Source organism: Mycolicibacterium novocastrense (assembly GCF_001499835.1).
Taxonomy (GTDB): Bacteria; Actinomycetota; Actinomycetes; order Mycobacteriales; family Mycobacteriaceae; genus Mycobacterium; species Mycobacterium novocastrense.
This window is the reverse complement of record NZ_LQIH01000009.1, coordinates 39313-60777: the sequence shown is the minus strand read 5'-3', so window position 1 is coordinate 60777 and position 21465 is coordinate 39313. Positions and strand designations below refer to the sequence as shown.

The window sequence follows — 21465 nt, the reverse complement described above, 5'->3', positions numbered from 1 at the left end:
TGGCCTTTAGGCAGGCCAACTACCCTCAAGCGGTGGGGCGAAGTGAGCGCTGGCGTCCTGCCTGGGCGCACGATCGGTGAGGATCGGAATGACGTTCTTGATACCCCGCTTGATCCGCGTCTCCGGGTCGGTCACGACGTCGATCAGGTAGCTTCCGGAAGCTTGCCGAGCGCGTTCCAGGGCGGCGTCGATATCCGCTGGGGCAGTTACTCTTTCTCCGTCGACGCCCATGGCCTTCGCGAGTCCGACGAAATCAGTGTCGGGCAGGTCGACCCACGGATTCTCAATGCCACGCAGCCTCATTCCTTGGCGGTTTGCAAGGAGGCATCCGTTGTTATCGACGATGACAATTACTTTGATGTTCTGGGAACTCAGCGTGCTTAACTCGGCGAAGTCGTAGTAGAAGCCCCCGTCACCGTGGTAACAAATGACGGTTCGCTCTGGCGCAGCGAGCTTGGCTCCGATTGCCATTGGCAGCGCCGCGCCGAGGGACATGTACCGTCCGCCTGCCACCATTGGCGTTTCGGTGCGGTACTGGAAAGATCGATACATCATGAAGGCGTGGCCCCCGGAGTCGGCGACGACGATCGCGCCAGCGAATGCATCCGAGATCTTCTTGATGAGATGGTATTGGTTAATGGGCGTCGAGACTTCGCTCGCCAGTTCTGCGTTCCGCACGGCCCAGTCAGCTCGAGAATCCGCCAGAAGTGCCAGCAGTTCCGCGGTGGCGGGGCGGGCGAGCTGCCGCTCTTTCACGCGATCGATGAGCTGGCGGAGCACGACGCGGATATCGCCGATGACCCCGAGCGTGGGCTGGAAGATCTTGCCGAGTTGGAGCGGGTCAATATCGACCTGGATGACGGTACTCGGCTTCTCGATGTTCCACGCCCCTGTGGTGATCTGTGAGAACGTCGTACCGAGAGCCAGCCAGCAATCGGAACGCTGAACTACGTCGTTAGCGCTCACCCACCCGAAGGAGCCGACGACGCCCGCGAAGAGCGGGTGGTCGTCGGCGATGGCGCCTCGTCCCCCCCACGACGTGGATGTAACCGGAATTCCCAACAATTCTGCGAATTCGACGAGTTCGCTTTGTGCGCCCGACATCTGAGTGCCCGCCCCGACAAGTAGGACGGGATTCTCCGCAGCCACGAGCATGTCAATCGTCTTGTCGATGGCGTCGATGCCGGCACCTGGGGGTGCTGGCATCTCCAGTCTTTCAGCCGGCGTTTCGGTGGGCTTGACCAGAACCTGGTAGGGCAGGTCGAGTACCGCTGCACCGGGGCGCCCCGTACTTGCTGACAGCACCGCTTGCCGCACAGCTAAGGGCAGATCGTCCGGTACGACTACCTTTCGGACGTACTTCCCGAGCGGGTGCACCGCGATGTAGTTCGCCGTTGAATCCTGTAGCGCGTCGCGGAGATCGAGCGAGCTGTCCAGGCCGATATCCATGACGAAGAGGGGGACACTGTCGAGCGTGGCGGCGTAGATTGCCGGCGCAGCGTGCAACAGTCCGACGCAGTGAAAGAGACACGCCGAGGCGGCTCGCCGCCGTACGTGGTTGTACCCGTACGAAATCCACGCAGCCGACAGCTCCGTGCGCGCGTTCAAGTTGTGCATGCCGCTGACGGCAACCTCGTGAATCAACGCGCCCGTTCCACCGCCGGAGTAGCCCACGAGCAGTTCAATTCCGCTCGCTTGCATCGCCTCCAGCACAGCTGCGGCTCCACTTCGAGACGCCGGCTTCACGGCATCATTTGCGGCAGCGGTTGGGTCAACGTTCTCGCGGGAGGCGGTTGCGGTGGTCTGCACGTCAGACATCCAATGTCCTTTCGGATTACCCGGTGGAACGGCTGCGTCCCAACTGGGCTATTCAGTCGTTTCTCGCGACGCAGCCGTGGCACGGGATCGGAACTCAGTCCACCAATCTTCGGATTGTTGGTCAATCCGCCGTTTCACAGGGCGGACCGTCTACCGCGCTCCGCTCGCACGGTCCACACGAGTTCTTAACGAGCTCCGTCTTGGCTGCTGACAGCGTACGTTTGGCCATTTATCCACGGCGCCTCATCGGACAGAAGGAACGCGACCATCGCCGCGATCTCGTCTGGTTGCCCGAAGCGGGCTGCCTTGGTGAATCGCAGGCGGTCCGCACGTTCTTCTTCGGTGACCATGGCGAGTTGATTGCCTGTCAAAGTGATGCCCGGGTCGATCGCATTCGAACGAATGCCGTCCTTGCCGTAGCGCGTAGCGATATGGCGACTCATCGCGATGATCCCTCCTTTGGAAGCTCCATACGCGACGAACCTCTGATTGCCGAGGACCACCCCTGAGGTGGTGTGAACGATGCTTCCTCCGCCCCCCTCGAGCATCAAGGGAATCGCGGCGCGGCTGGTGTAGAAGAAGCCCATCAGGTTGACGGCCAACGTACGCGTGAACACCTCGGTGGGAACCGCGACGATGTCGGCGTCCCGTCCCAGGGTGTTTTCCGATAGGTCAGCCGCAACGTTGTACAACCCGTGCACCGCACCCCAACGCTCGTGAGCAGCGGTGATCAGATCGTGACACGCGCCCTCATCTGATATGTCGAATTCGAAGGGTTCGGCCTCGCCTCCGGCCTCGACGATCCCGCCTGCTGTCTGTTGCGCCCCAGCGAGATTGATGTCCCCCACGAGTACCCGAGCTCCTTCGCTGCCCAGGCGAGCCGCCGCGGCAGCCCCAATTCCTGTTGCTCCGCCGGCGACGACGACGACCTTGCCCTGCAAACCTTTCACTGCAATCTCCTAATCTGAAATCGTTCAGTCGTTGGCGATTCCCTACAGCGCCGCCCGCTATCGATAAGCGCGTTAAGCACCCAAAGACCCCAGCTACACAGCATCTCGCTCGAAGAATTCAGCCATACGTTCGCCGAGCATGATCGCTGTGGCATTAGGCCCCCGTGAAGGGATTTCGGGAAAGAGCGATTGATCGCAAATGCGTAGATTCTCCACTCCGTGGACTCGCCCGTACTGGTCCGCAACCGCGTCCGGATCTGACGACGGACCCATTCTGCAAGTGCCTGACGCGTGACCAACCGTGAAAATGTGCTCGTTCATCCACACATCGAGCGACGCATTACTCCGTAAATCATTTGGCCCCAACCCTTTCAGAGAAGCGCCTATCGCTCGCATCGATGACGCCTCAAAAATTGCTGACGTCACCGTGATGGCTTCGCGGAACCTGCGTCGGTCCGCTTCCTCGGCAAAGACGTTCCAATGCAACTGAGGCGCAACAGTCGGGTCCGCGGCGGCCAACTTGACCGACCCGCGGCTGTTTGGTTGCTGCAGTCCGATCACGATGAATGGCAACCGCATGGTTCTCGCCTGAGAAAGAACCAGGCTCAACGATGTGTTACGAATCATCTTGGCTGTGTTCAACGGATTTCGCATCATGTTGGCAATGCGCATCATCTGTGCTGTCGTCGCGACGAAAGGCAGGATCTCTAGATCGCCGGGCTTGTCGGAACCGTCAGCGGTCCAGTGCAGAGCGCTGGTCAACATCCCTCGCCCAGGCATCGCAGGATGTCGGCCACGAAACGTCCAGGGCACGCTCAATTCGGGATGGTCCGTCAAGTTCGCCCCGACCCCCGGCAAGTCCATCCGCACCTCGATCCCCCACTCTCTGAGGTGAGAAGCCGGACCGATCCCGGAGAGCATCAGCAGCTGCGGTGTCCGCAACGCTCCTGCCGAGAACACGATCTCCGATCCGCGGAACTCAGTGAGCTGGCCGCGAACCGTTGCTTGCACGCCTACGCACCGCGACCCGTCGAAAAGGGCGCGATGCACGAGTGCGTCTCCAACGACCGTCAGGTTCGGACGCGCCATGGCCGGGATGAGATACCCGAGTGCGGTACCGACTCGGCGGCCACCTGCGACATTCAGCGGCACGGGTCCCACGCCCCCTGTGCCGGAACTGTTCTTATCCCCTTCGAACGGGAATCCGAGATCTAGGCAAGCTTTTGTGAAGGCTTCGGTGAACTCCGGTGCCCGATCACTCGGCTCCCGAGTTACCGGGATCGGCCCCGTCTTGCCATGAGCATCGTCGTTGGGGAAGTCCCGTTCGGACTCCAGTCGCTTATAGAAGGGCAGCACCCGCTCGTAAGACCACTCGTCGTTGCCGCGCCGTGCCCACTCCGCGTGGTTCGCTGGAGTGGCACGTATGAAATATGTTCCATTGATCGAGCTTGATCCCCCGAGGCCCTTGCCACGCGCAACAGGACGCTGCACTTGATCAGTAAGCGACCCAATCAGATTCCAGTTGTTCTCCGCGCCGGGACGAGCATTGCTGGTGTCCGAGGGGTCGAGCAGTGGGGCTGGCATCTCGGAGGCGGACCGGTATACGGGTCCTGCCTCCAAAACGAGCACCGATCGCCCGGATCGCTCAGCTAGCCGCGCTGCGAGCGTGCCACCGCTTGATCCGGAGCCGACGATAATGACGTCATATTGCTGTTCCGACACGGGTTGCAGTCCTCCAAGTGTGCGGCCCGACTTCAGCTGTCCTCAGCGAACATGTCGAATAACGGCGGGTTGTTGCCATTTACCAACTCGAGCCTGCCGGGCAGGCAGGGTGCGCCCGTAAAGAACACCGCTACCAACTTGTCGTCGTACGACAGCTCCCATTCGACAGTGTTTCCTTGCGAAAGCTGCTCTTCCACCGCCTGTTTCAAATCGTCGACTACTCCACCGAAATGATGGAGCCCGTACTGCAGAGAACGCGCAAACGGACCGCGATCCGCGGCTTGCACAAGCTCGACGTGGCGATCTTTCGCGTAGCACGCGCGCACGTCGAGCGCGAACTCATCGCGGTGTCCCCGAACAGTCAGGGGAATTGTTGCAACGGCTCCGAATTCGACGCCGAAGTTTCGTCGCAGAGTGTCGCGCGTTTCCTCGATACTGCGCACGAGGAGCGCATAGTGGGCGCCGCGATAGGGCTGGGTCGTCACAGTGGTTTCCGCTTTCGTCTTCTGAGGGCGGAGTCCGAACTCCGCATTTTGCAAACTTCTGTCAAGAGCTGGATGTCATATCGCCTGCTCGATGAAATCGGTCATAGTGACGCCGCAGCAGATCTTTGCCGTAATCGTTGCCGTTGGGCGTCCGAACGATCGTGTGTACGTGAAATTGTGCAGGTTCCTCGTTGTCGAAGAAGATCCCGCTGTGGTTGTCGTACTCCACTAGCAACACGGGGCTGTGAATCTTGTAGTAGAACGCGTCAGTGGCGCCGCTCGGCCCGATCCAGGCCAGATAGGTGTCGTCGAGATGTTGTTTGATTTGGGTGTGCCGGGCGGTTCGCGGGCCGATCGGCAAAGGCTTCAGAAACGTTTCGACGAGAGCAATCAGCAACTCACGCTGTGATGCTCGAAGAGAATCTGCCCTTATGCCTTCATAGGGAAGGACGAGATTGTCACGTCCGGCTCCGGCGCGATGGCGGCCGTCGATGTTGCCGCTGAGGTGGCGTGGCAACTTTGACGGGTGCATCGAACTGTGTAGGACAGCCTTCTCGCGCTGGGAGGGCGTTAGGGAGTCCATCATGTTGACCGCGCTGCTTATTTGCTCGGCGAAGAGTTCATGACCTTCGAACTCGGTCCCCAGGAATGTGGGAGTAAGTACCATCTGCGTCCCTAGGATGAAGCAGTTGACGTCGATGTGGTGGCCCATTAGTTGCCATCCCCACGGTTCAGTCGTCGACGGCACCCCGAAAATTGTGAACCAGTACATGTATTCGCGGAGCGTGTCCGCGTAACCACGACAAACGTCCCCGAGTTGTGCGTTCAGCCGCATAGCTGTTCGTATATCGGTGAAACCAGCCTTGCTGAGCGATGCGCTGACCACGCCGAGGGCCGCAGCGCGCTGATCTGGGTCCAGTTCGTCTAGCAGTAGCCCGTGTTCGGGGAAAGTGAGGAAGGCATTTATCCACAGTTGCCATTCCGGCGAGTCGATCTGTGAGATCGCGTCGAGGCGCTGCAAGCTGCTCAACGTATCCAGAAACTGATCTGCGGCAAGGACGATCGCTGAGGTGTCGAGACACTCGTCGGCGAGGCTGAATAGATCCGGTACTACGTGGCCATCGGTTGTGACTCCCACGAATGGCTGCGCAGCACACTCTGCTACGGGAGGCAGCTCGGCATCACCAACGATGTCGAAAAGCGCGTCGGCCTCGGCGGGGTCAGACATATCGATGCGGCCACTGTGGAAGGGCAACCTTTCGCGACGCGGCGTCGCCCCTCTGTAGCTCTCGTTGCTAATTTCTGCTCACTCCCTTCAATGAAATTCACCGTCACCGCGATGTTCCCGGTTCGCCCGGTCTACCGGGACCCGGTCGGACTCCTGGTGTCCGGGCTCGTCAGGCCGGTACCGAGCGCAAGGCCCCGAATAGCCGCAGAATCGGCTGGCATCGCGCCAAAGCCCTCGAGTACCGGAGCACTTTCGCCGATTGTGCAGGCGAGTTCACCTAGGCCGTCCACCTGCACGGTGACTTCATCGCCCGGTTGAACCGGACGAGAGTTCGCCGGAGTACCAGTGAGGATAAGATCTCCTTTCTCTAGCGTGATCGTTCGCGCAACATCGGCGACCAAATAGTTGAAGTCCCACACCATGTTTGAAGTCGAATCCTCCTGCACCACTGAGCCATTCACGAGCGTTCGTATTTTCCGATCGCGAGGATCCCAGTCGGTCACCAGCCCGGGGCCGACAACTCCCAGGGAATCAGTCCCTTTGACCCGTAACATGCTATTCGAGTCCGCTTCTCGAAAGTCGTGCAGCCCGAAGTCATTTGCGATCGTATAGCCTGCAATGTGAGCCTCCGCTTGCGCTGGAGAGATGCCCCGGGTGGTGCGCCCGATTACGACGGCTATCTCGCCTTCGAAGTTCAAGTACTGGCACCCCTGCGGACGCAAAACGATTCCGCCGTGTGCGTTGAGACATGACACTGGCTTGTGAAAAAAAGATGGGAACTGAATATTCTCGACTGAAAGTTCATTCACGCGGCTCCAGTAGCCGAGGTGAAGGCAAATGATCTTCGACGGTTCGCTGGGCGGCAGATGGATTGCATTCTCAACATCGACGACCTCGCCATGCGCCGAAACGAACTCGTCTTTGCGACGAACTACCTCGGTCACGTTTCCGTCGACCAACAGCCGCCTGTATTCGCTCATCGATGTCAACTTTCTCGAGCTGACCGCTCATGGGATGGTGTCGGTCGAACTAGCACTGCATTGCACGCCTTCTGAGACGCTCCACCCGACGCGTCCTCACGAAATTCGCTTTCGTGCCCCGGGCATCTGGGCATGCGGTCGCTGTGGCTGCTCGAATCGGAGTACCGGTGTCTTGTTCGTGTGTGTCATGCCAATCCAAATCACACAGACACCAGCTGCCAAGACTGCAGGGCTGCTGCTCTGCTGCTCGTCCTTCCGCCAAGCTCAAGACACTCGAGGTACCTTCGGTAGCCATTGCCGGTATGCAGTTAGAAGGTGCCGGCTCCGTCGTGGTGGATATCCGTGAACTCACTGTGCTACGTGGCGTTTGGTTTCACAAGATGTGTTTCGCCCCATGGAACAAGCGGCCAACGCTGCAAATCTCACTGGGGCCCTTGAGGGTCAGCCGTAGGGCTCATCTGCAGCTGTTTCGCACCTAGGACCACTCAATGCGAATCACCAAGGTTCCGCCAAACAAACACGCTCGCAGAGAGTTTCATCAGAGGAAATCCGTATCGACTCTCGATGATGGCGTGGAACGTTAATTGCTCGCCGGCGGCGGCATCTGCGGGGTGTCCTCGGGGCTCACACTGGTGCCGGCGGTGCCGCCGAAATTTTGCTCCACCTCGGTGGTCCGTGGCTGATCGAAGCCCATCTGGCTACCAAGACCCGAATCAGGCTACGTCGCAATATGTTTGCCCTGTCTGACCTATAATTGCCCTATGCGGATATATCTAGGTGCCGACCATAGTGTTGACGAAGTCAAGAGGCAGATCACTACTCACCTCGAGACGAGAGGCTACAACGTCGTTGACTGCGGGGCAGCAGCCGAGAACGCCGACTTCTATCCTGCTTTTTGCCTGCTCACCGCCGGTCAGGTAGTAGGCGACCTCGGTAGTCTGGGAATTGTGTTGGGTCGTGAAGGAAACGAAGAGCAGATCGCAGCGAACAAGGTGTTGGGAGCGCGGTGCGCTCTCGGGTGGAGCGTGCAGGCAGCCCAGTTCGCGCGTGCACATTACGACGCGCAGTTGATTAGCATTGGTACTCAAATCCACAGTGCAGATGAAGTTTTGGCCATCGTCGATGCGTTCGTTGGCGCAGTGTGGTCTGTCGATGAAGCTGATTACAAGCGCATCGATATCCTCACCCAGTACGAGATCAATCGTCAGGAGGCACACACTCAAAGGATTCTGGCCGGCGTTCGAGCGAGTGAAGCAGGTGTTTCATAAAATCTGGTCGGCGAGATGCGGCTGTCTGAACCGCCTGGTGCGGGTGCCGACGGCACCACCGTGAGTTCACCGAAGTAAATCCTCAGCCGGGGGTGCAAATTCGCTTTCGCTTCAGCTCACCCGGCGGCGATCAGTAGGAGTCGGTTGGTCAAATCGCCGCCTCGGCGCCGATGGCTGCGCGCTCGAAAGACTGTCCGGTAGCTATTGCTAAGTGCTGCCGACGCGACGGCTGCAAGATCGATCTCTGCCACTGTCGACATCCGGGGCAAACAGAGCGGATACCGATCCGAGGGGTCCGACGTCGGCGCGGATCAGCGCGCCGGGAACCGCAGGCACCATCGGTCCCAAAGCTCCCGACAAGACGATCTGCCCGGCTTCCAAAGGGGATCCATAATCTCTCGCGGTCCTAGCCAGCCATCCCAGCGCTGCGAGGGGGCCACCCAGGCAGGCGGTACCAGTTCCTTCAGATACAAGAGTGTCGTCGGCATACATCCGCATCTCGATATCGGCTGGGACAAACTGCTCGAGCCCAAGTTGCTTGTCCGCGAGGATGAACAATCCGCTCGATGCGTTGTCCGCAACTGTATCGGTGATAGCGATATCCCAATTTGCGATACGTGAGTCGACGATCTCGAGGGCCGCCACGCAATAGTCGACTGCATGACGTATTTGCTCCTCGTGGAGTTCGCCCTCCACCAGGTCCTCCTTCAGCACGAAGGCGACTTCTGCCTCGACTCTGGGCTGGAGCAACCGACCGGGTGGCACCACCACCGCACCAGTGACATCCATGTCCGCAAACAACACGCCGAAGTCCGGTTGATTAACTCCAAGCTGCCGTTGCACCGACGGCGAGGTAAGCCCAATCTTGCGACCCACAACGACACCGCCGGCGGCCTCTCGGCGGCGCGTCAGCTCCTGTTGCACGGCATACGCTAACGCGATGTCGTCGGATCCGAGCAGATTCCGAACGGGCTCAACAGGTTGTCGCGTGCGACTAGCGCTGAGGATTCGGTCGGCGGATTGCGCCACAATCTGCGCACGGAACTCACCGAGGCTCACCGCAGCCAGCCAAGCCTGTAGTAGGACGCGGTTGGCTTCCGCGGCAGGAGTCGTCGGTGAACCCGCCGACTCGGTCCAGAGTCCTCGGATACCAACCCGATGCAGTCGTATTCTGAGACTTCGCACTTCGAGCTGAGACTACTCAGTCGCGGGGAGGTATCGCGCCTACCGAGAGTTGACATCTCTATTGGCTGGAGAGTTGCACTTTCACGGCTCTTGCCATCTGCGATAGCGGCCTCTAGTAGCGAAACAGTCGGGCGCCGTCTTGGCTGTTGAGTCCCGTTGTGCCCGCGAAGGGTCCCCCGACAGTCGCGGTCGGATGCGGGATCGATCATGCGGAGCTCCAGTTTCACAAGCATTAACAGGTAATACCTCGGTACCGGCCAGCGCGAGGTCGTATTAGGACCGCTCCAGTAGCGACGAGTCACTGTGTACTCACTCCGAGGCTGTGAGCCATGAAACTCATGTCGATTCGGACGGTCAATGACTTGTTTCGCATCGCGGAATGACGACGTCTTGCTCATCGGTACCAGGCACGACCACCGATTACGTGTCTAACCGATAGAGTTCTGCGACGATTTGGGGCACCAGCTCGGCGAGCCGCTGCATGTCAGGCACCAGATACCCAAATGTCGTCAGACAAGGTGTTGGTACGACGAGCCAACCGAGGATGGACCGCATCGCGCGGCAAACCGGGATGTCGAAGGAGTGCGGCTTCCGGTCAAAGTAGGTGCGTCGCGGTCGTAAGGTGTCACCTATCCCTAAACTGAAACCTGTGGTTGATAATCCCTGCCGCGGTCTACGCAAGGATGCCGAGCGCAACACGCAACGCGTGCTCGATGCTGCGCGCGAGTTGTTCGCCGCGCGAGGCCTAGAGGCCACGCTGAACGACCTTGCCCATCATGCCAATGTCGGGGTGGGGACCGTGTACCGGCGGTTCGCCACCAAGGATGAACTGCTCGAGGCAATCTTCGAAGACGCCATCGACCAAGTCGTCGCCATCGCCGAAGCAGCTTTGCAACATGATGATTCGTGGACCGGCTTCGCGTCGTTCGTACAGCGTCTATGCGAGTTGACCGCGGCCGATCGTGGCTTGCGGGAGATAGTTTGCAGCAAGGCCTATGGCGGGTACCGCGTGGAGTGCGCGCGCGAGCGCCTCGCGCCACACATCTCGAAGTTGGTCGAGCGGGCGCAGGGCGACGGCTATCTACGACCCGAGATCGCGTCCACCGACATGCCCGTTCTCAGCATGCTGGCCGGCAGTGTCAGCGAATGGGCGGGCGGGGTAGAGCCCGAGCTATGGCGCCGTTATGTCGCCCTGTTGCTCAATGGCATGCGGCAATGCGAGCACCAGGAATCCGTCGAAGTTGATGCACTCGATGCTGACCAGTTGAACGAGGCCATGCGAGGCTGGCGCCCGGCCGGCTAGATTTCCGCGTCCACACGGCGCAGGGGACATTGATCATCTTGGGTGCTGTTGTTGCGCTGCGGCTCACAATGCCGAGTTCCATCCTTCGCGGGTGCACGCACGAGTCGTGAACAAGAGGTCTTTAGTACGTAAGAGATCGTCTGGGTGGGTCTAGCTGTGAGGCTTGGGCAAGCCTCGTTCGATGCTGTTGAGTTCCGCGTGAGGGCCTTTCTCTCCGTAGGAACCGGTGTCACCTGTCTCCTCCGGGCGCGTGGAGGCGATATCGCGGACGGCACAGTACAACTCGCTTGGTTCTCCGAGGTCGCGTGCGATCCCGTCGTCGGCTGCGCAAGGTCGAATGCAGTTGCAGGGCAGTATCTTTGATTTGAAGAACGCCTTGCCTGCTGCCCCGATGACGCATGGGCCTTGCACACATTGGGATATGCAGTAGCGGTGCGTCGGTACGACTATCGTTTGCCGCCTAATGATCGCCGACATTCCACCGAGGTGGCGTCATATCGCGATCAGGTCAAAGCGCGACCAGCGCCTCCATCGACGAGCAATTCGACCCCAGTGATATAGCCGGCCAACTCCGAGCACAGAAAGGCTACTGCGGCAGCAAGTTCGGGAGGTTGGCCCATCCGTCCGGCGGGGATGGCAGCCAAGATTGGCGCGAGCTGTTCGCCCTCGCCGTAGACTGCGCGTGCACGTTCGGTGGCGTGGACCCCTGGGAGCACGGAGTTCACTGTGACTCCGTCGGCGGCGATCTCGGCGGCGAGTGTGCGCAGGAATCCCGTGGCACCTGCTCTCGCCGTGTTGGCGGGCGCGAGGTTGCGGTAGGGCCGCAACGCTCCTAAAGAGGTGATCGCTACGATCCGTCCCCAATGCGCCGACCGCATGGCGGGAGCTGCAGCCAGGCACATCCTTACGACCGCAAGCAGGCTCCGGTCCACCGCAGCTTGGTAGTCGCCGGCGGGAGTCGCCAGCGCACTACCTGGCCGTGGTCCGGGACCGTTTACCACGAGGATGTCGATAGGGGCACGTTCCGCGGCATCGATGACGAACCGCTCTGCCTCCTCTGGCAGCGTGAGATCGGCTACGAGCCAGCTCGCTCCGTGGCCGAGCTTTTCGGCGGCGCGACGGGCTCGGTTCTCATCCGATCCGCAGATGGTTACCTGCACACCTTCGGCGACGAGCGCCTGCGCACACGCATACCCGAGTCCGGCCGTCGCTGCGGCGACGGCTGCATGCCGTCCCGCGATACCGAGGTCCATATGCTTCTCCTATGTGTGGTCCGCTTGCTGCGACCATCGCCCCAGACCCCTAGGTCGTACCAAACGATTCGGAACGGTTGTCTCACTTCTCATCTCAGAAGCTCTGCTTACTCGGCGTCGCCGCGACACCCGCACCAACAGCCCGGCCTGACCACTCAAGCGTGAACATGGGATGGGCTGTCAGCGATGGGCGGCCAGAGCCTCGGCTTCCACATCGTAATTCTGTACCCACGGGTAGGTCATGGCGGCCTTCCCTGAGTCGAAGCCGATTCCAACCTCCCGGGACAGCTGTTGGATCCGTGTGGTGCGGTCAAGCCGTACCGCTTGATAGTCAACGAGAGCTTTTGGCACGTCCTCGGGGCCGCAAATTCTTAGGAGCGTGGCTAGCGCCATTGCGTCTTCGATCGCCTGGTTGGCGCCTTGACCCATATGGGGAAGCATCGGATGGGCAGCATCACCCAACAGAGCCAAGCGCCCGGTTGTCCAGCGGCTCAGCGGATTCCGATCGTACAATCCCCATTTGAATGTCGTGTCAACTTGCCCGAGCAGTCGGCGCATATCGGCGTCCCAGTCGGCGAACTCGGCGAGCAGCGTCGCGGGGTCCCCTGGCTCCGACCAGGATTCGCGCATTTCTTGGTCAGCGGGAACGAAACCGACGAAGTTGATCAGCTGCCCCGTTCGCACCGGAAAGGTAAGTAGGTGTTTGCCGCGACCGCCCCAAACCCGAAAGGATTTCGGCCATCCTGGTACGCGTGTAGCCGGGACGAGCCCCCTATACGCAATCGTGCCCGAGAAGACAGGCTCGGTCGGCTCGACGACATAGTTGTGCAGTATCGAGTGAATGCCATCGGCCGCAATCACGGCATCGGCTTCAACGACTTCTCCGGTGTCTAAGCCGACGGCCGCGGAACTCTCGTTCTCCGAAAATTGCGTACAACGGCGGCCGGTGTGCACAACGCCTTCGGGTAGCGCCCCGGCGAACATAGCGACCAAATCCGCCCTGTGGACGCCCATCTGGGCATCGTCAGGGCCAAATGTCGCGGACGACAGAACCGTTCCTTCTGGACTGCATAGCTGACGGCCGGCTATAGGTGCTGCGATACAGCTGACTTCTTGGCCAAGTCCTAACCGGCGAAGGACCCGTTGGCTGTTGGGATGGAGGTTAATCCCCGCGCCCACCTCGCCGAGTTTGGGCGCTTGTTCAAACACATCTACCTGAGCACCGGTAGACCGAAGCGCCACTGCCGTCGACAGGCCACCGATCCCGCCGCCGACGATTACAACACGCAACCCCATGACCATCCTCCGTCCGAATCAGATCTCGCATCGATGTCATTCGTCGGGTGCCGGCTTTGCCAACTGCTACCTGCGATCATCTCTGCCCTAACCACGTCCTGGGCGCTGAGAAGGGAGCCAGTACGGCCGGGCCATCGACGACGATGCCGCGGAGCTGAATCTGGTTAAAGTGAACACAGATGGGATCAACGTCGGCAGTGCTCGCTGTGATCAGGGTGGGGCCGGTTCAGGGCTGACCCGCGCACCGCGATGCCTTGCATTTCGATGAGAAGATGAGGGTGGGGTAGCTGGTGGACGGCGACGGTGGTTCTTGCTGGTCCGGAGGTCTCGAAGTACTGGGCGTAGACCTCGTTGTAGCCCGCGAAGTCATTCATGTTAGTTAGGTACGTGGTGATCTGAACGAGATCGGCCAGGTCGGATCCGACTGCGGCCAAGATGTCACGGATGTTCTCGATGACCGCGCGCGTCTGCATGCGGATGTCTAGAGAAGCGGTACCCATTTCGTCGATCTCCGCGCCGGCGATCGAGTTGTCAGGTAGTCGGCTGCTCGTTCCTGACACAAACAGAAGATCGCCCGCCACCTTGATATGCGGGAATTTGCCTCGCGGTGCCGCTTTATCGGCGAGGACGCGCGCCTCATTCATCGCTCGCGTCCTTGTACTGCCGACGTGTCAGTGGAGATATACGCATCGCCCGTTGGCCGCGGGGGTTGAGTGCTGAACTGTACCGAGCCAAGCCCTGACACAATGGCGGTGATAGTGCAGCCTGCGGAGAGCGTGATGGCCGCCGTCGCTGCTCCGGCAAGGATGATTGATCCGGACCTGAGCTCTCGGTTGTGTGTCCGTGCCATCCTTAGCGCCGCCCGCAGGGCGTTGAGGGGACTACCGAGAATGTCCGCGCTGTTGCCTGACTGTTGAATCTCGCCATTGACTTCAAGGCGGACCTCGAGGTCTCCCAGATCATGGTTGGCGACGATCTCTTCGTACGCTAGCCAGTCTCCGACCACGAATCCCGCGGCGGAGGTGTTGTCCGCGACGACGTCGGTCAGTGAAAACTGAAAGTTTTCGTATCTGCTGTCGATGATTTCGAGGGCTGGCGCAATGTCCTGCACGGCCATAAGGGCGTCAGTCTCCGTCTCTGTGGGTTCGATGTCTCTGCCAAGACGGAAGGCCACTTCCGGCTCAACACGCGGGTGAAGCCACTGGGATACGTCGGTTGGTTCATCTGGCGCAAGAGCCATACTTTCGTGCAGCACACCGATGATGACGTCGGAGACCCCCATTTGCTCGGCCTTGGCCTTGCTGGTCAATCCCAGTTTGACACCCACGACGCTATCTCCGCGGCGCTCTCGAATTCGAACGCCGCTAGCTTGTACGGCATAGGCGTCGGTGAGGGTCAGGTGATGCGAGAGACTGAGCTGTGGGGTTGCTGTGGTGACTCTTGCGGCATGATCTAACGACGCCGCAAGCGTGTCGACGTCTAGCGAAGTTGCGGTTTCTACTCTGTCGGGCTGAATCATCGTTGCACCCCTAATTCGGTCGATTTTCATGGATCGGGTGGGTGGACTGGCTCAACGCAAGCGGTGCCGGTGTCCGAATTTTTCGAACGTCGCCGACTGAAATAGGCAGCAAGAGGTCTTGCCAACGGCAGAGTCCGCGGTGTATTCGCGCAACGCTTATGTACGCTCTTCTGCCAGCGGCCCGGACAGCGGCGACCACTCCCAAGCGTCGTATCGCGCTATCGCGCCGTTGCGGCTAAAGGGGTCGTCGTCGATAAGCTTGGTGAGTTCCGCCTTGTCGCGGACCTCGTAGATCAGGATGCCCCCCGAGCCGTCGGTGAAAGGGCCCGCGGTGCGAACGATCCCGCGCGCGATCAGATCTCCGAGGTAGCTGCGATGTTCCGGGCGTACCCGGTCGAGCAACGCGGTGTCATCGACGTAGTGCCAAACCACGGCGAAAAGCGCCATCGGCGAAAACCTCCAGGATTCGGATGCGACTTTCAGGGACCGGGCCAGACATAAGCATTCGACCTATGCGTATGGCGCGCGGTTCAACAATGTCATCGTGCGATTTCCCTGCCATGCTTAGAGCAGAGTTGACGCCATCTCACAATAGAGTGATCCGGCCCAAATAGATGTTCGTCGCGCCACCCGTTGCCATCGGCATAGAATTCCTCTGTCGCTTCTCTGGCGAACACATCGTCGTCATTGAATCCGTGCAGCGCCAAATCTGTCCAACGATCCTCGAATTCGCGGCAGAAATTCTCGATATCAGACTCGGAACTAACTTTGGACTGAATCAACTGGAAGTATTCATGCTCGGATTTGTTGACCGGCACGTAGAACTCGTAGGAAATCAGCGCCGGGTCAGGCCACGGATCAACCTTGATAGCGCATGGAAGCCAGAGGCTAAGCGTGTTGACAACACGCTTAGCACCCGGCTGTGGAAGATAACTCAAAACTGTCTCGCCTTTGATCTTGGCGTCGAAGACAGGAAGGTAGGCGCCGTCGCCGAAGTGGTCGATAACCCCCTTGGGCCATTCGTCTTTATTGTTCACAACCGTCGTCGAGGCTCGGTGGTCGTGGCCCGCAGACGCCACCAACCCCAGAGGCAGGGCGAGGTTATTTCCCGGGATAAGCGGAGAATCCCGATGAATAAAGGCGTGGGTGTTATCGATCCCGTTTTCCGCTCCGAGCCGCCAGTTCGATTGCACACGGCGTCGGATACCCCGGACATAGGTATCGGGGTCCAAGAAACCCGGGGGAACATCGGCGCGCAGCGGATGGGGCTCAGCCTCCCCGACGAAGACGAAGATGATCCCCTTTGCTTCCTCAGTGGCGTACACCGGGATTGTGACCTGTCCGATGGTTGACGAACCGGGGGATGTCAGGATGTCAATCAGCTGCCCATCTTCAAGGTCGTAAGTCCACCCGTGGTACCAGCAAGTCACGGTGTCTTTCTTCAGACACAGCGGTTTTGCAGAGAATTTCACACCACGGTGCGCGCAGCGATCCGAGATAGCGCGAGCTTGTCCATCGGTTCGCGTCAGCAGAATATTTTTGCCGAGCAACGTGACCGCAACAACGCCTCCTTCCTCCAGTTCGTCGGAGAACGCCGCCGGATACCAATGCTCGCTATATCCGATGACAGCTTCTACATATCGAGGCCACTTCGTCTTCGGCGTCGGATCCGGCGGTCGTTCGGTCGACTCACCAACCGGCGCTGAGGTGAGATTGGGTGGCGTCATAGCAGTGCTCCACTCCTCATAGTGCTCGGGCCAGAGGGACTCCTCGGATCCCGACGCGCGATGCAAAACCGGACCAAGAGGACGGTCGTGGGGTCGCTCGGCGAGTGAATTCGAGGATTAGCGGGCACACCCGACGAGTCAAGCCAGCATTTCGGCAGGCGAAACAACCCCACCCTCCCCATCCAGGGTCCTCGACACTGTCGACGACATGATTGATCACGAGCCGTCGTTGCGGCCGACAAGCCCATTCAGTCGTCAGATCACCTGCGGGCAGTCGCAGGGCGTCAACCGCGGCAGATGAACTGGTGCCGGCCACCGCATTTCGTTTCGCACCGACGATGCGCATCGCGCACACCCATTTTCGTGCGTTAACGCAACGAGTACGGCTACTCCGTCCCGCGAAGCAAGTCGAGCAGCGGAAGTACACGCGGCTTTATGCGCTTATTTAGAACCACCTCGGTGCGGCTTCTAATGACGCCCGGTGTAGCCAATATGTGCTGGATCACGGTCTCGAGGTCGTTGTTGTTTCGGGCGACCACGTGGCACAGCAAGTCCCCCTCCCCCGCGATCGAGTCGGCTTCAAGAATTTGCGGGATGGTTGCCAGTCGTCGGGTTGCCTCGTCGAGCTTGCCCTGCGCGAGATGCAGGTGTACGTAGGCGAGAACCTCGAAGCCTAGCCCTTCGGGCGCTATTTGGGGCCGCAGGCTGGGCAGCACGCCGCATTCCTGGAGCCGATCGATGCGGGCTTGCACGGTAGCTCGAGCGACACCCATTTGGCGCGCGTACTCGCGGATGCCGGCGCGAGGCTGCGTGGCGAGTAACCGTAATACCGATAGGTCCAAGTGGTCGACCGGTTTCATGATGCTTCTCCAATCTCGAACCGTCGCGGCGTTGCTGGACAGTCCGCGTGATTGGGCCATCTGTCGGTCGCGGACGGCAAGTTGGCTACTCAGACTGTACCAATGGTTCAGTCTTGATCTATCAGCATTGCCGTATGACCGGTGCCATGCCTAGTGTCTGTGCCATTGGACGAGACCCCGCCCCAATGGAGGCGCCCGCGACGGGTCGGACGCCGCTGCCAGGAAGAAAATGATGCCCAAATCCGCCGCATCGGTCGACGTATCCCGGGAAGAATTCAGCCTGGAAGATCGCTACCACCGAGCGACCGGGACCGTCTACCTGTCCGGGGTGCAGAGCTTGGTCCGAATACTGTTCGATCGGGCTGTTGTCGACCGGACGCATGATCTGCGCACCTCGACATTCGTTTCGGGTTACGAGGGATCGCCCCTGGCCGGGTACGACCTTGAGCTTGTCCGGCGGTCTGCGCTTCTTCGCCAACACGACATCGTCCACAGGCCGGGCCTAAACGAGGAGTTGGCCGCAACTGCCGTCATGGGCAGCCAACTGGCGACACAGGTTGGTAGGTCTGACCGTGAGGGAGTAACGGGTATCTGGTACGGCAAATCTCCGGGCGTCGATCGAGCATCCGACGCGCTGCGCCACGCCAATCTCGTGGGTACTGGGCCAAAGGGCGGGGCGGTCGCGCTCGTGGGTGACGATGCCGCAGCGAAATCCTCTAGCGTCCCTTGTGCGAGCGAAGGGACGCTAGCCGACCTTGCGATGCCTACCCTCTACCCGGCCGACTCCCAAGACGTTCTCGACTTGGGTCTGCATGCGCAGTTTCTGTCGCGTTGCAGTGGTCTGTGGACAGGAGTCAAGATCGCCACCGCAGTCGCCGATGCAGCGTCGACCGCCGTTATCGCCCGAGACCGCGTCCATGTGATCGACGCCGATCTCGGTCCCAACCCACACCGTCCGAGTTCAATGCTGCTCGGCGAGAATCTGATGGCACTTGAGCGCAGCCTTCACGATGTGCGGATTCCGAGGGCACTCGAGTACGCCCGACTCAATGCGCTGAATAACATCGTCCAACGCACCTCCTCGGACCGGATCGGGATCTTAGCCGCAGGCAAGACATACCTCGACGTACGCGAGGCCCTGCGCGCAATGGGGCTGTCCGATCGCGATCTGGCTCGACACGGGATCCGTCTTCTCAAGCTCGGCATGATCTTCCCACTGGAAAACGAGATCATCCGGGAGTTCGCTGCAGGCATCGATGAACTCATCGTCGTAGAGGAGAAACGGCCATTCCTCGAGGGCGCCGTCAAGGAGATCCTGTACGGGCGGGTCGGTGCACCCGTGATCGTCGGCAAGACGGATCGCGACGGAACCAGCCTGTTCAGCCGCTCGGGGGAGCTGGATACGGACAGTGTCGCCAGCGGGCTGTCGAAAGTCCTTGCCCGCCTGAACATCGAGGCGGCAGTAGCCTGGCGCAGACGTCCCACCGATTCGACCAAGCTGTCCTTACCGCTACTCGTACGCAGCCCCTACTATTGCTCGGGCTGTCCTCACAACACCTCGACAACGGCAACTGCCGGCTCCCTGGTCGGTGCAGGCATCGGGTGCCACTCGATGGTCGTGTTCATGGATCCGGCACAAGTCGGCACCATCGTGGGGATGACCCAGATGGGTGGGGAAGGTGCCCAGTGGCTGGGTATCGAGCCGTTCGTCGACGACGAGCATTTCGTCCAGAACATCGGCGACGGCACGTTCATGCACTCGGGGAGCCTGGCGGTGCGGGCAGCAGTTGCCGCCGGTGTGAACGTGACGTACAAGCTGCTCTACAACGGCTCTGTCGCCATGACCGGGGGGCAGGATGTCGTCGGCGCATTGCCCGTCGACCGGCTGGCGGCCATGCTCATCGAGGAGGGGGTCGCCAAAGTCATCATCACGACCGAAAACCGGCGCCGTATCCTTCGGAGTCGGCTCCCGAAGTCGGTGAAAGTCCTCGACCGCTCCGAAATCGACTCCGCGCTGACTGATCTCAAAGCGACCCCTGGTGTGACTGTCTTGATCCATGACCAGGAATGCGCTGCGGAGAAGCGCCGCGCACGCCGACGCGGGAAGGCGGAAACCCCGAATAGCCGGGTCGTCATCAACGAGCGGATCTGTGAGGGCTGTGGCGACTGCGGGCGCAAGTCCAACTGCTTGTCAGTTCACCCTGTCTCGACCGAGTTCGGACGAAAGACGCAAATCGATCAATCCTCATGCAATCTCGACTATTCGTGCCTCGAAGGCGACTGCCCGGCCTTCATGACCATCATCCCCAGTGCGAAGCGCGTCCGGCAGCACATCCCAGTGCTGGATGCAACGTCCCTATGCGAGCCGACGAAGTCGGTCCGCGCTTCGTCGTTCGCGATGCGGATAACGGGTATCGGCGGAACGGGCATCGTGACCCTTTCCCAGATCTTGGCTACCGCCGCCGTCATCGACGGCAACCATGCTCGCTCCCTGGACCAAACTGGCCTTGCTCAGAAGGGCGGCGCCGTCGTCTCCGACATCAAGATCACCGACAGCCCGCTCGAGCAAGCAGCTAAACTCAGCAGCCGTTCCTGCGACCTCTACTTGAGCTGCGATCCGCTCGTCGCAACAGACCCCAAGTACCTTTCGGTCGCAGCGCCTGAACGGACCGCGGCGGTGATGACGACAAATGAGGTCCCGACGGGTCAGATGGTGGTTGACACTACGATTGGCTTTCCGCCGTCGGAGACCGTGCACCACGCCATCACCTCAGTGACGCGACAGGTCATTGCCGTCGATGCCGGCAGCCTGGCTATGCAGTTGTTCGACGACGAGCAGTACGCGAACATTCTGTTGGTGGGAGCCGCCTATCAGGGGGGGCTTCTTCCGATTGCCGCCGAAGCGATCGAGAAGGCAATCAGCCTCAATGGAGTCGCGGTCGAACAGAACATTCAAGCGTTTCGCCGCGGCCGCCAGGCCATTGATAGTCCCGACACATTGCGCGCGGCACTTGGGCGGCTCCATGAACCTCCAATGGCGCACGCGGTGAGTACCGAGGTGGCCGAAATGGTAGCCACCGTGACCGCCGACCCCACTCAGGAGCTGCACCGCCTCCTCACTCTGCGAGTGGCCGACCTAATTCAATACCAGAATTCGCGATACGCCCGCAGCTACGTCGACTTTGTGCGCACAACGCTGGCCGCGGAGAGCGCCAACGCGTACGGCTCGACGTCGGTGACTGAGGCGGTTGCGCGCTACCTGTACAAGCTGATGGCATTCAAGGACGAGTACGAAGTAGCCCGCCTGGCCCTGGAGCCCGCAGTGGACGAACAAGTGGCGGCGACCTTCGGTCCTGACAGCCGGATTCGCTACCGCTTACATCCTCCGGTGCTACGCGCGGCTGGGATGAAACAGAAGATTTCCCTGGGCGGTTGGTTTCGCCCGGTCCTACGGGTGCTGCGAGCAATGCGCCGTACCCGGGGCACCGCACTGGACGTTTTCGGCTATCAACACATGCGTCGGCTCGAGCGCGATCTGATCACCGAATATCGCGAATCGGTTACCGCGGCGCTCGCACACCTGACGAACCAAAACCTTGCCCTCGTCTGCAAATTGGCGGAGCTTCCGGACATGATTCGCGGATACGAAGATGTCAAACTGTCGAATGTCGCGAAGTACCGAGAAGAGCAAACAGCGGTGCTTCACGCACTGCTCGTAGGGACAGTCGGAGAGCCTCTGCCCGCCACCTAGCCCCACCGCAACGCCGTCCTCGTTGGCTATTGCAGATATCCACGAAACCCGTATCACGCCAACCTATGCCGGGACCGACCGCTCAGCGCCATGCTCGAATTACCTACCCGGGCTGGTCCA

17 protein-coding genes are annotated in these 21465 nt (G+C 60.3%); 3 read left to right on the top strand and 14 right to left on the bottom strand.

The window, feature by feature from the left end; all coding sequences use genetic code 11:
• Positions 1-6: 6 nt before the first annotated feature.
• The 6 genes from AU072_RS08860 to AU072_RS08835 all read right to left on the bottom strand — a co-directional run bounded on the left by AU072_RS08860 (position 7) and on the right by AU072_RS08835 (position 7183).
• A complete protein-coding gene (locus AU072_RS08860; protein WP_082680973.1) occupies positions 7-1818 on the bottom strand; it encodes a thiamine pyrophosphate-binding protein in 1812 nt (603 codons plus the stop codon).
• Positions 1819-2003: 185 nt separating this feature from the next.
• Positions 2004-2768, bottom strand: coding sequence for an SDR family NAD(P)-dependent oxidoreductase (locus tag AU072_RS08855; protein WP_064413433.1), 765 nt, complete (start codon positions 2766-2768; stop codon positions 2004-2006).
• A 93-nt stretch (positions 2769-2861) separates the two neighbouring features.
• Positions 2862-4490: a mycofactocin dehydrogenase MftG gene (gene mftG, locus AU072_RS27550; RefSeq protein WP_165595634.1), complete on the bottom strand. Its 1629-nt coding sequence runs from the start codon at positions 4488-4490 to the stop codon at positions 2862-2864.
• Between the two features lie 32 nt (positions 4491-4522).
• Positions 4523-4975, bottom strand: coding sequence for a VOC family protein (locus AU072_RS08845; RefSeq protein WP_064413431.1), 453 nt, complete (start codon positions 4973-4975; stop codon positions 4523-4525).
• A 61-nt stretch (positions 4976-5036) separates the two neighbouring features.
• Positions 5037-6203, bottom strand: coding sequence for a DUF3500 domain-containing protein (locus AU072_RS08840; protein WP_064413430.1), 1167 nt, complete (start codon positions 6201-6203; stop codon positions 5037-5039).
• A 131-nt stretch (positions 6204-6334) separates the two neighbouring features.
• Complete coding sequence (locus AU072_RS08835; protein WP_064413429.1) at positions 6335-7183, bottom strand: fumarylacetoacetate hydrolase family protein; 849 nt, start codon at positions 7181-7183, stop codon at positions 6335-6337.
• Positions 7184-7944: 761 nt separating this feature from the next.
• Between AU072_RS08835 and AU072_RS08830 the strand changes: the two genes are divergently transcribed.
• The gene (locus tag AU072_RS08830; protein ID WP_082680976.1) at positions 7945-8451 is read left to right on the top strand and encodes an RpiB/LacA/LacB family sugar-phosphate isomerase; all 507 of its coding nucleotides are present in this window, start codon (positions 7945-7947) and stop codon (positions 8449-8451) included.
• 207 nt (positions 8452-8658) lie between these two features.
• Here AU072_RS08830 and AU072_RS08825 read toward each other — a convergent pair whose 3' ends face one another.
• Complete coding sequence (locus tag AU072_RS08825; protein ID WP_064413428.1) at positions 8659-9510, bottom strand: 2-keto-4-pentenoate hydratase; 852 nt, start codon at positions 9508-9510, stop codon at positions 8659-8661.
• 775 nt (positions 9511-10285) lie between these two features.
• On the opposite strand from AU072_RS08825, the gene AU072_RS08820 reads away from it, so the two are divergent.
• A complete protein-coding gene (locus tag AU072_RS08820; protein ID WP_064413427.1) occupies positions 10286-10939 on the top strand; it encodes a TetR/AcrR family transcriptional regulator in 654 nt (217 codons plus the stop codon).
• A 503-nt stretch (positions 10940-11442) separates the two neighbouring features.
• Here AU072_RS08820 and AU072_RS08815 read toward each other — a convergent pair.
• The 7 genes from AU072_RS08815 to AU072_RS08785 form a co-directional block, all read right to left on the bottom strand.
• The gene (locus tag AU072_RS08815; RefSeq protein WP_064413426.1) at positions 11443-12192 is read right to left on the bottom strand and encodes an SDR family oxidoreductase; all 750 of its coding nucleotides are present in this window, start codon (positions 12190-12192) and stop codon (positions 11443-11445) included.
• A gap of 180 nt (positions 12193-12372) precedes the next feature.
• Positions 12373-13488, bottom strand: coding sequence for an FAD-dependent monooxygenase (locus AU072_RS08810; protein ID WP_217266029.1), 1116 nt, complete (start codon positions 13486-13488; stop codon positions 12373-12375).
• A gap of 185 nt (positions 13489-13673) precedes the next feature.
• A complete protein-coding gene (locus AU072_RS08805) occupies positions 13674-14132 on the bottom strand; it encodes a RidA family protein (protein WP_064413424.1) in 459 nt (152 codons plus the stop codon).
• On the bottom strand, positions 14129-15007 hold the full coding sequence (locus AU072_RS08800; protein ID WP_082680977.1) for a 2-keto-4-pentenoate hydratase: 879 nt from the start codon (positions 15005-15007) through the stop codon (positions 14129-14131). The genes AU072_RS08805 and AU072_RS08800 overlap by 4 nt, the downstream gene beginning before the upstream one ends.
• 156 nt (positions 15008-15163) lie before the next feature.
• On the bottom strand, positions 15164-15454 hold the full coding sequence (locus AU072_RS08795) for a YciI family protein (RefSeq protein ID WP_064413423.1): 291 nt from the start codon (positions 15452-15454) through the stop codon (positions 15164-15166).
• A 92-nt stretch (positions 15455-15546) separates the two neighbouring features.
• The gene (locus tag AU072_RS08790) at positions 15547-16734 is read right to left on the bottom strand and encodes a Rieske 2Fe-2S domain-containing protein (protein ID WP_082680979.1); all 1188 of its coding nucleotides are present in this window, start codon (positions 16732-16734) and stop codon (positions 15547-15549) included.
• 386 nt (positions 16735-17120) lie between these two features.
• The gene (locus AU072_RS08785; RefSeq protein ID WP_064413422.1) at positions 17121-17594 is read right to left on the bottom strand and encodes an Lrp/AsnC family transcriptional regulator; all 474 of its coding nucleotides are present in this window, start codon (positions 17592-17594) and stop codon (positions 17121-17123) included.
• Positions 17595-17826: 232 nt separating this feature from the next.
• Here AU072_RS08785 and AU072_RS08780 point away from each other — a divergent pair, with 232 nt between their 5' ends.
• A complete protein-coding gene (locus AU072_RS08780; RefSeq protein ID WP_064413494.1) occupies positions 17827-21345 on the top strand; it encodes an indolepyruvate ferredoxin oxidoreductase family protein in 3519 nt (1172 codons plus the stop codon).
• Positions 21346-21465 lie beyond the last annotated feature (120 nt).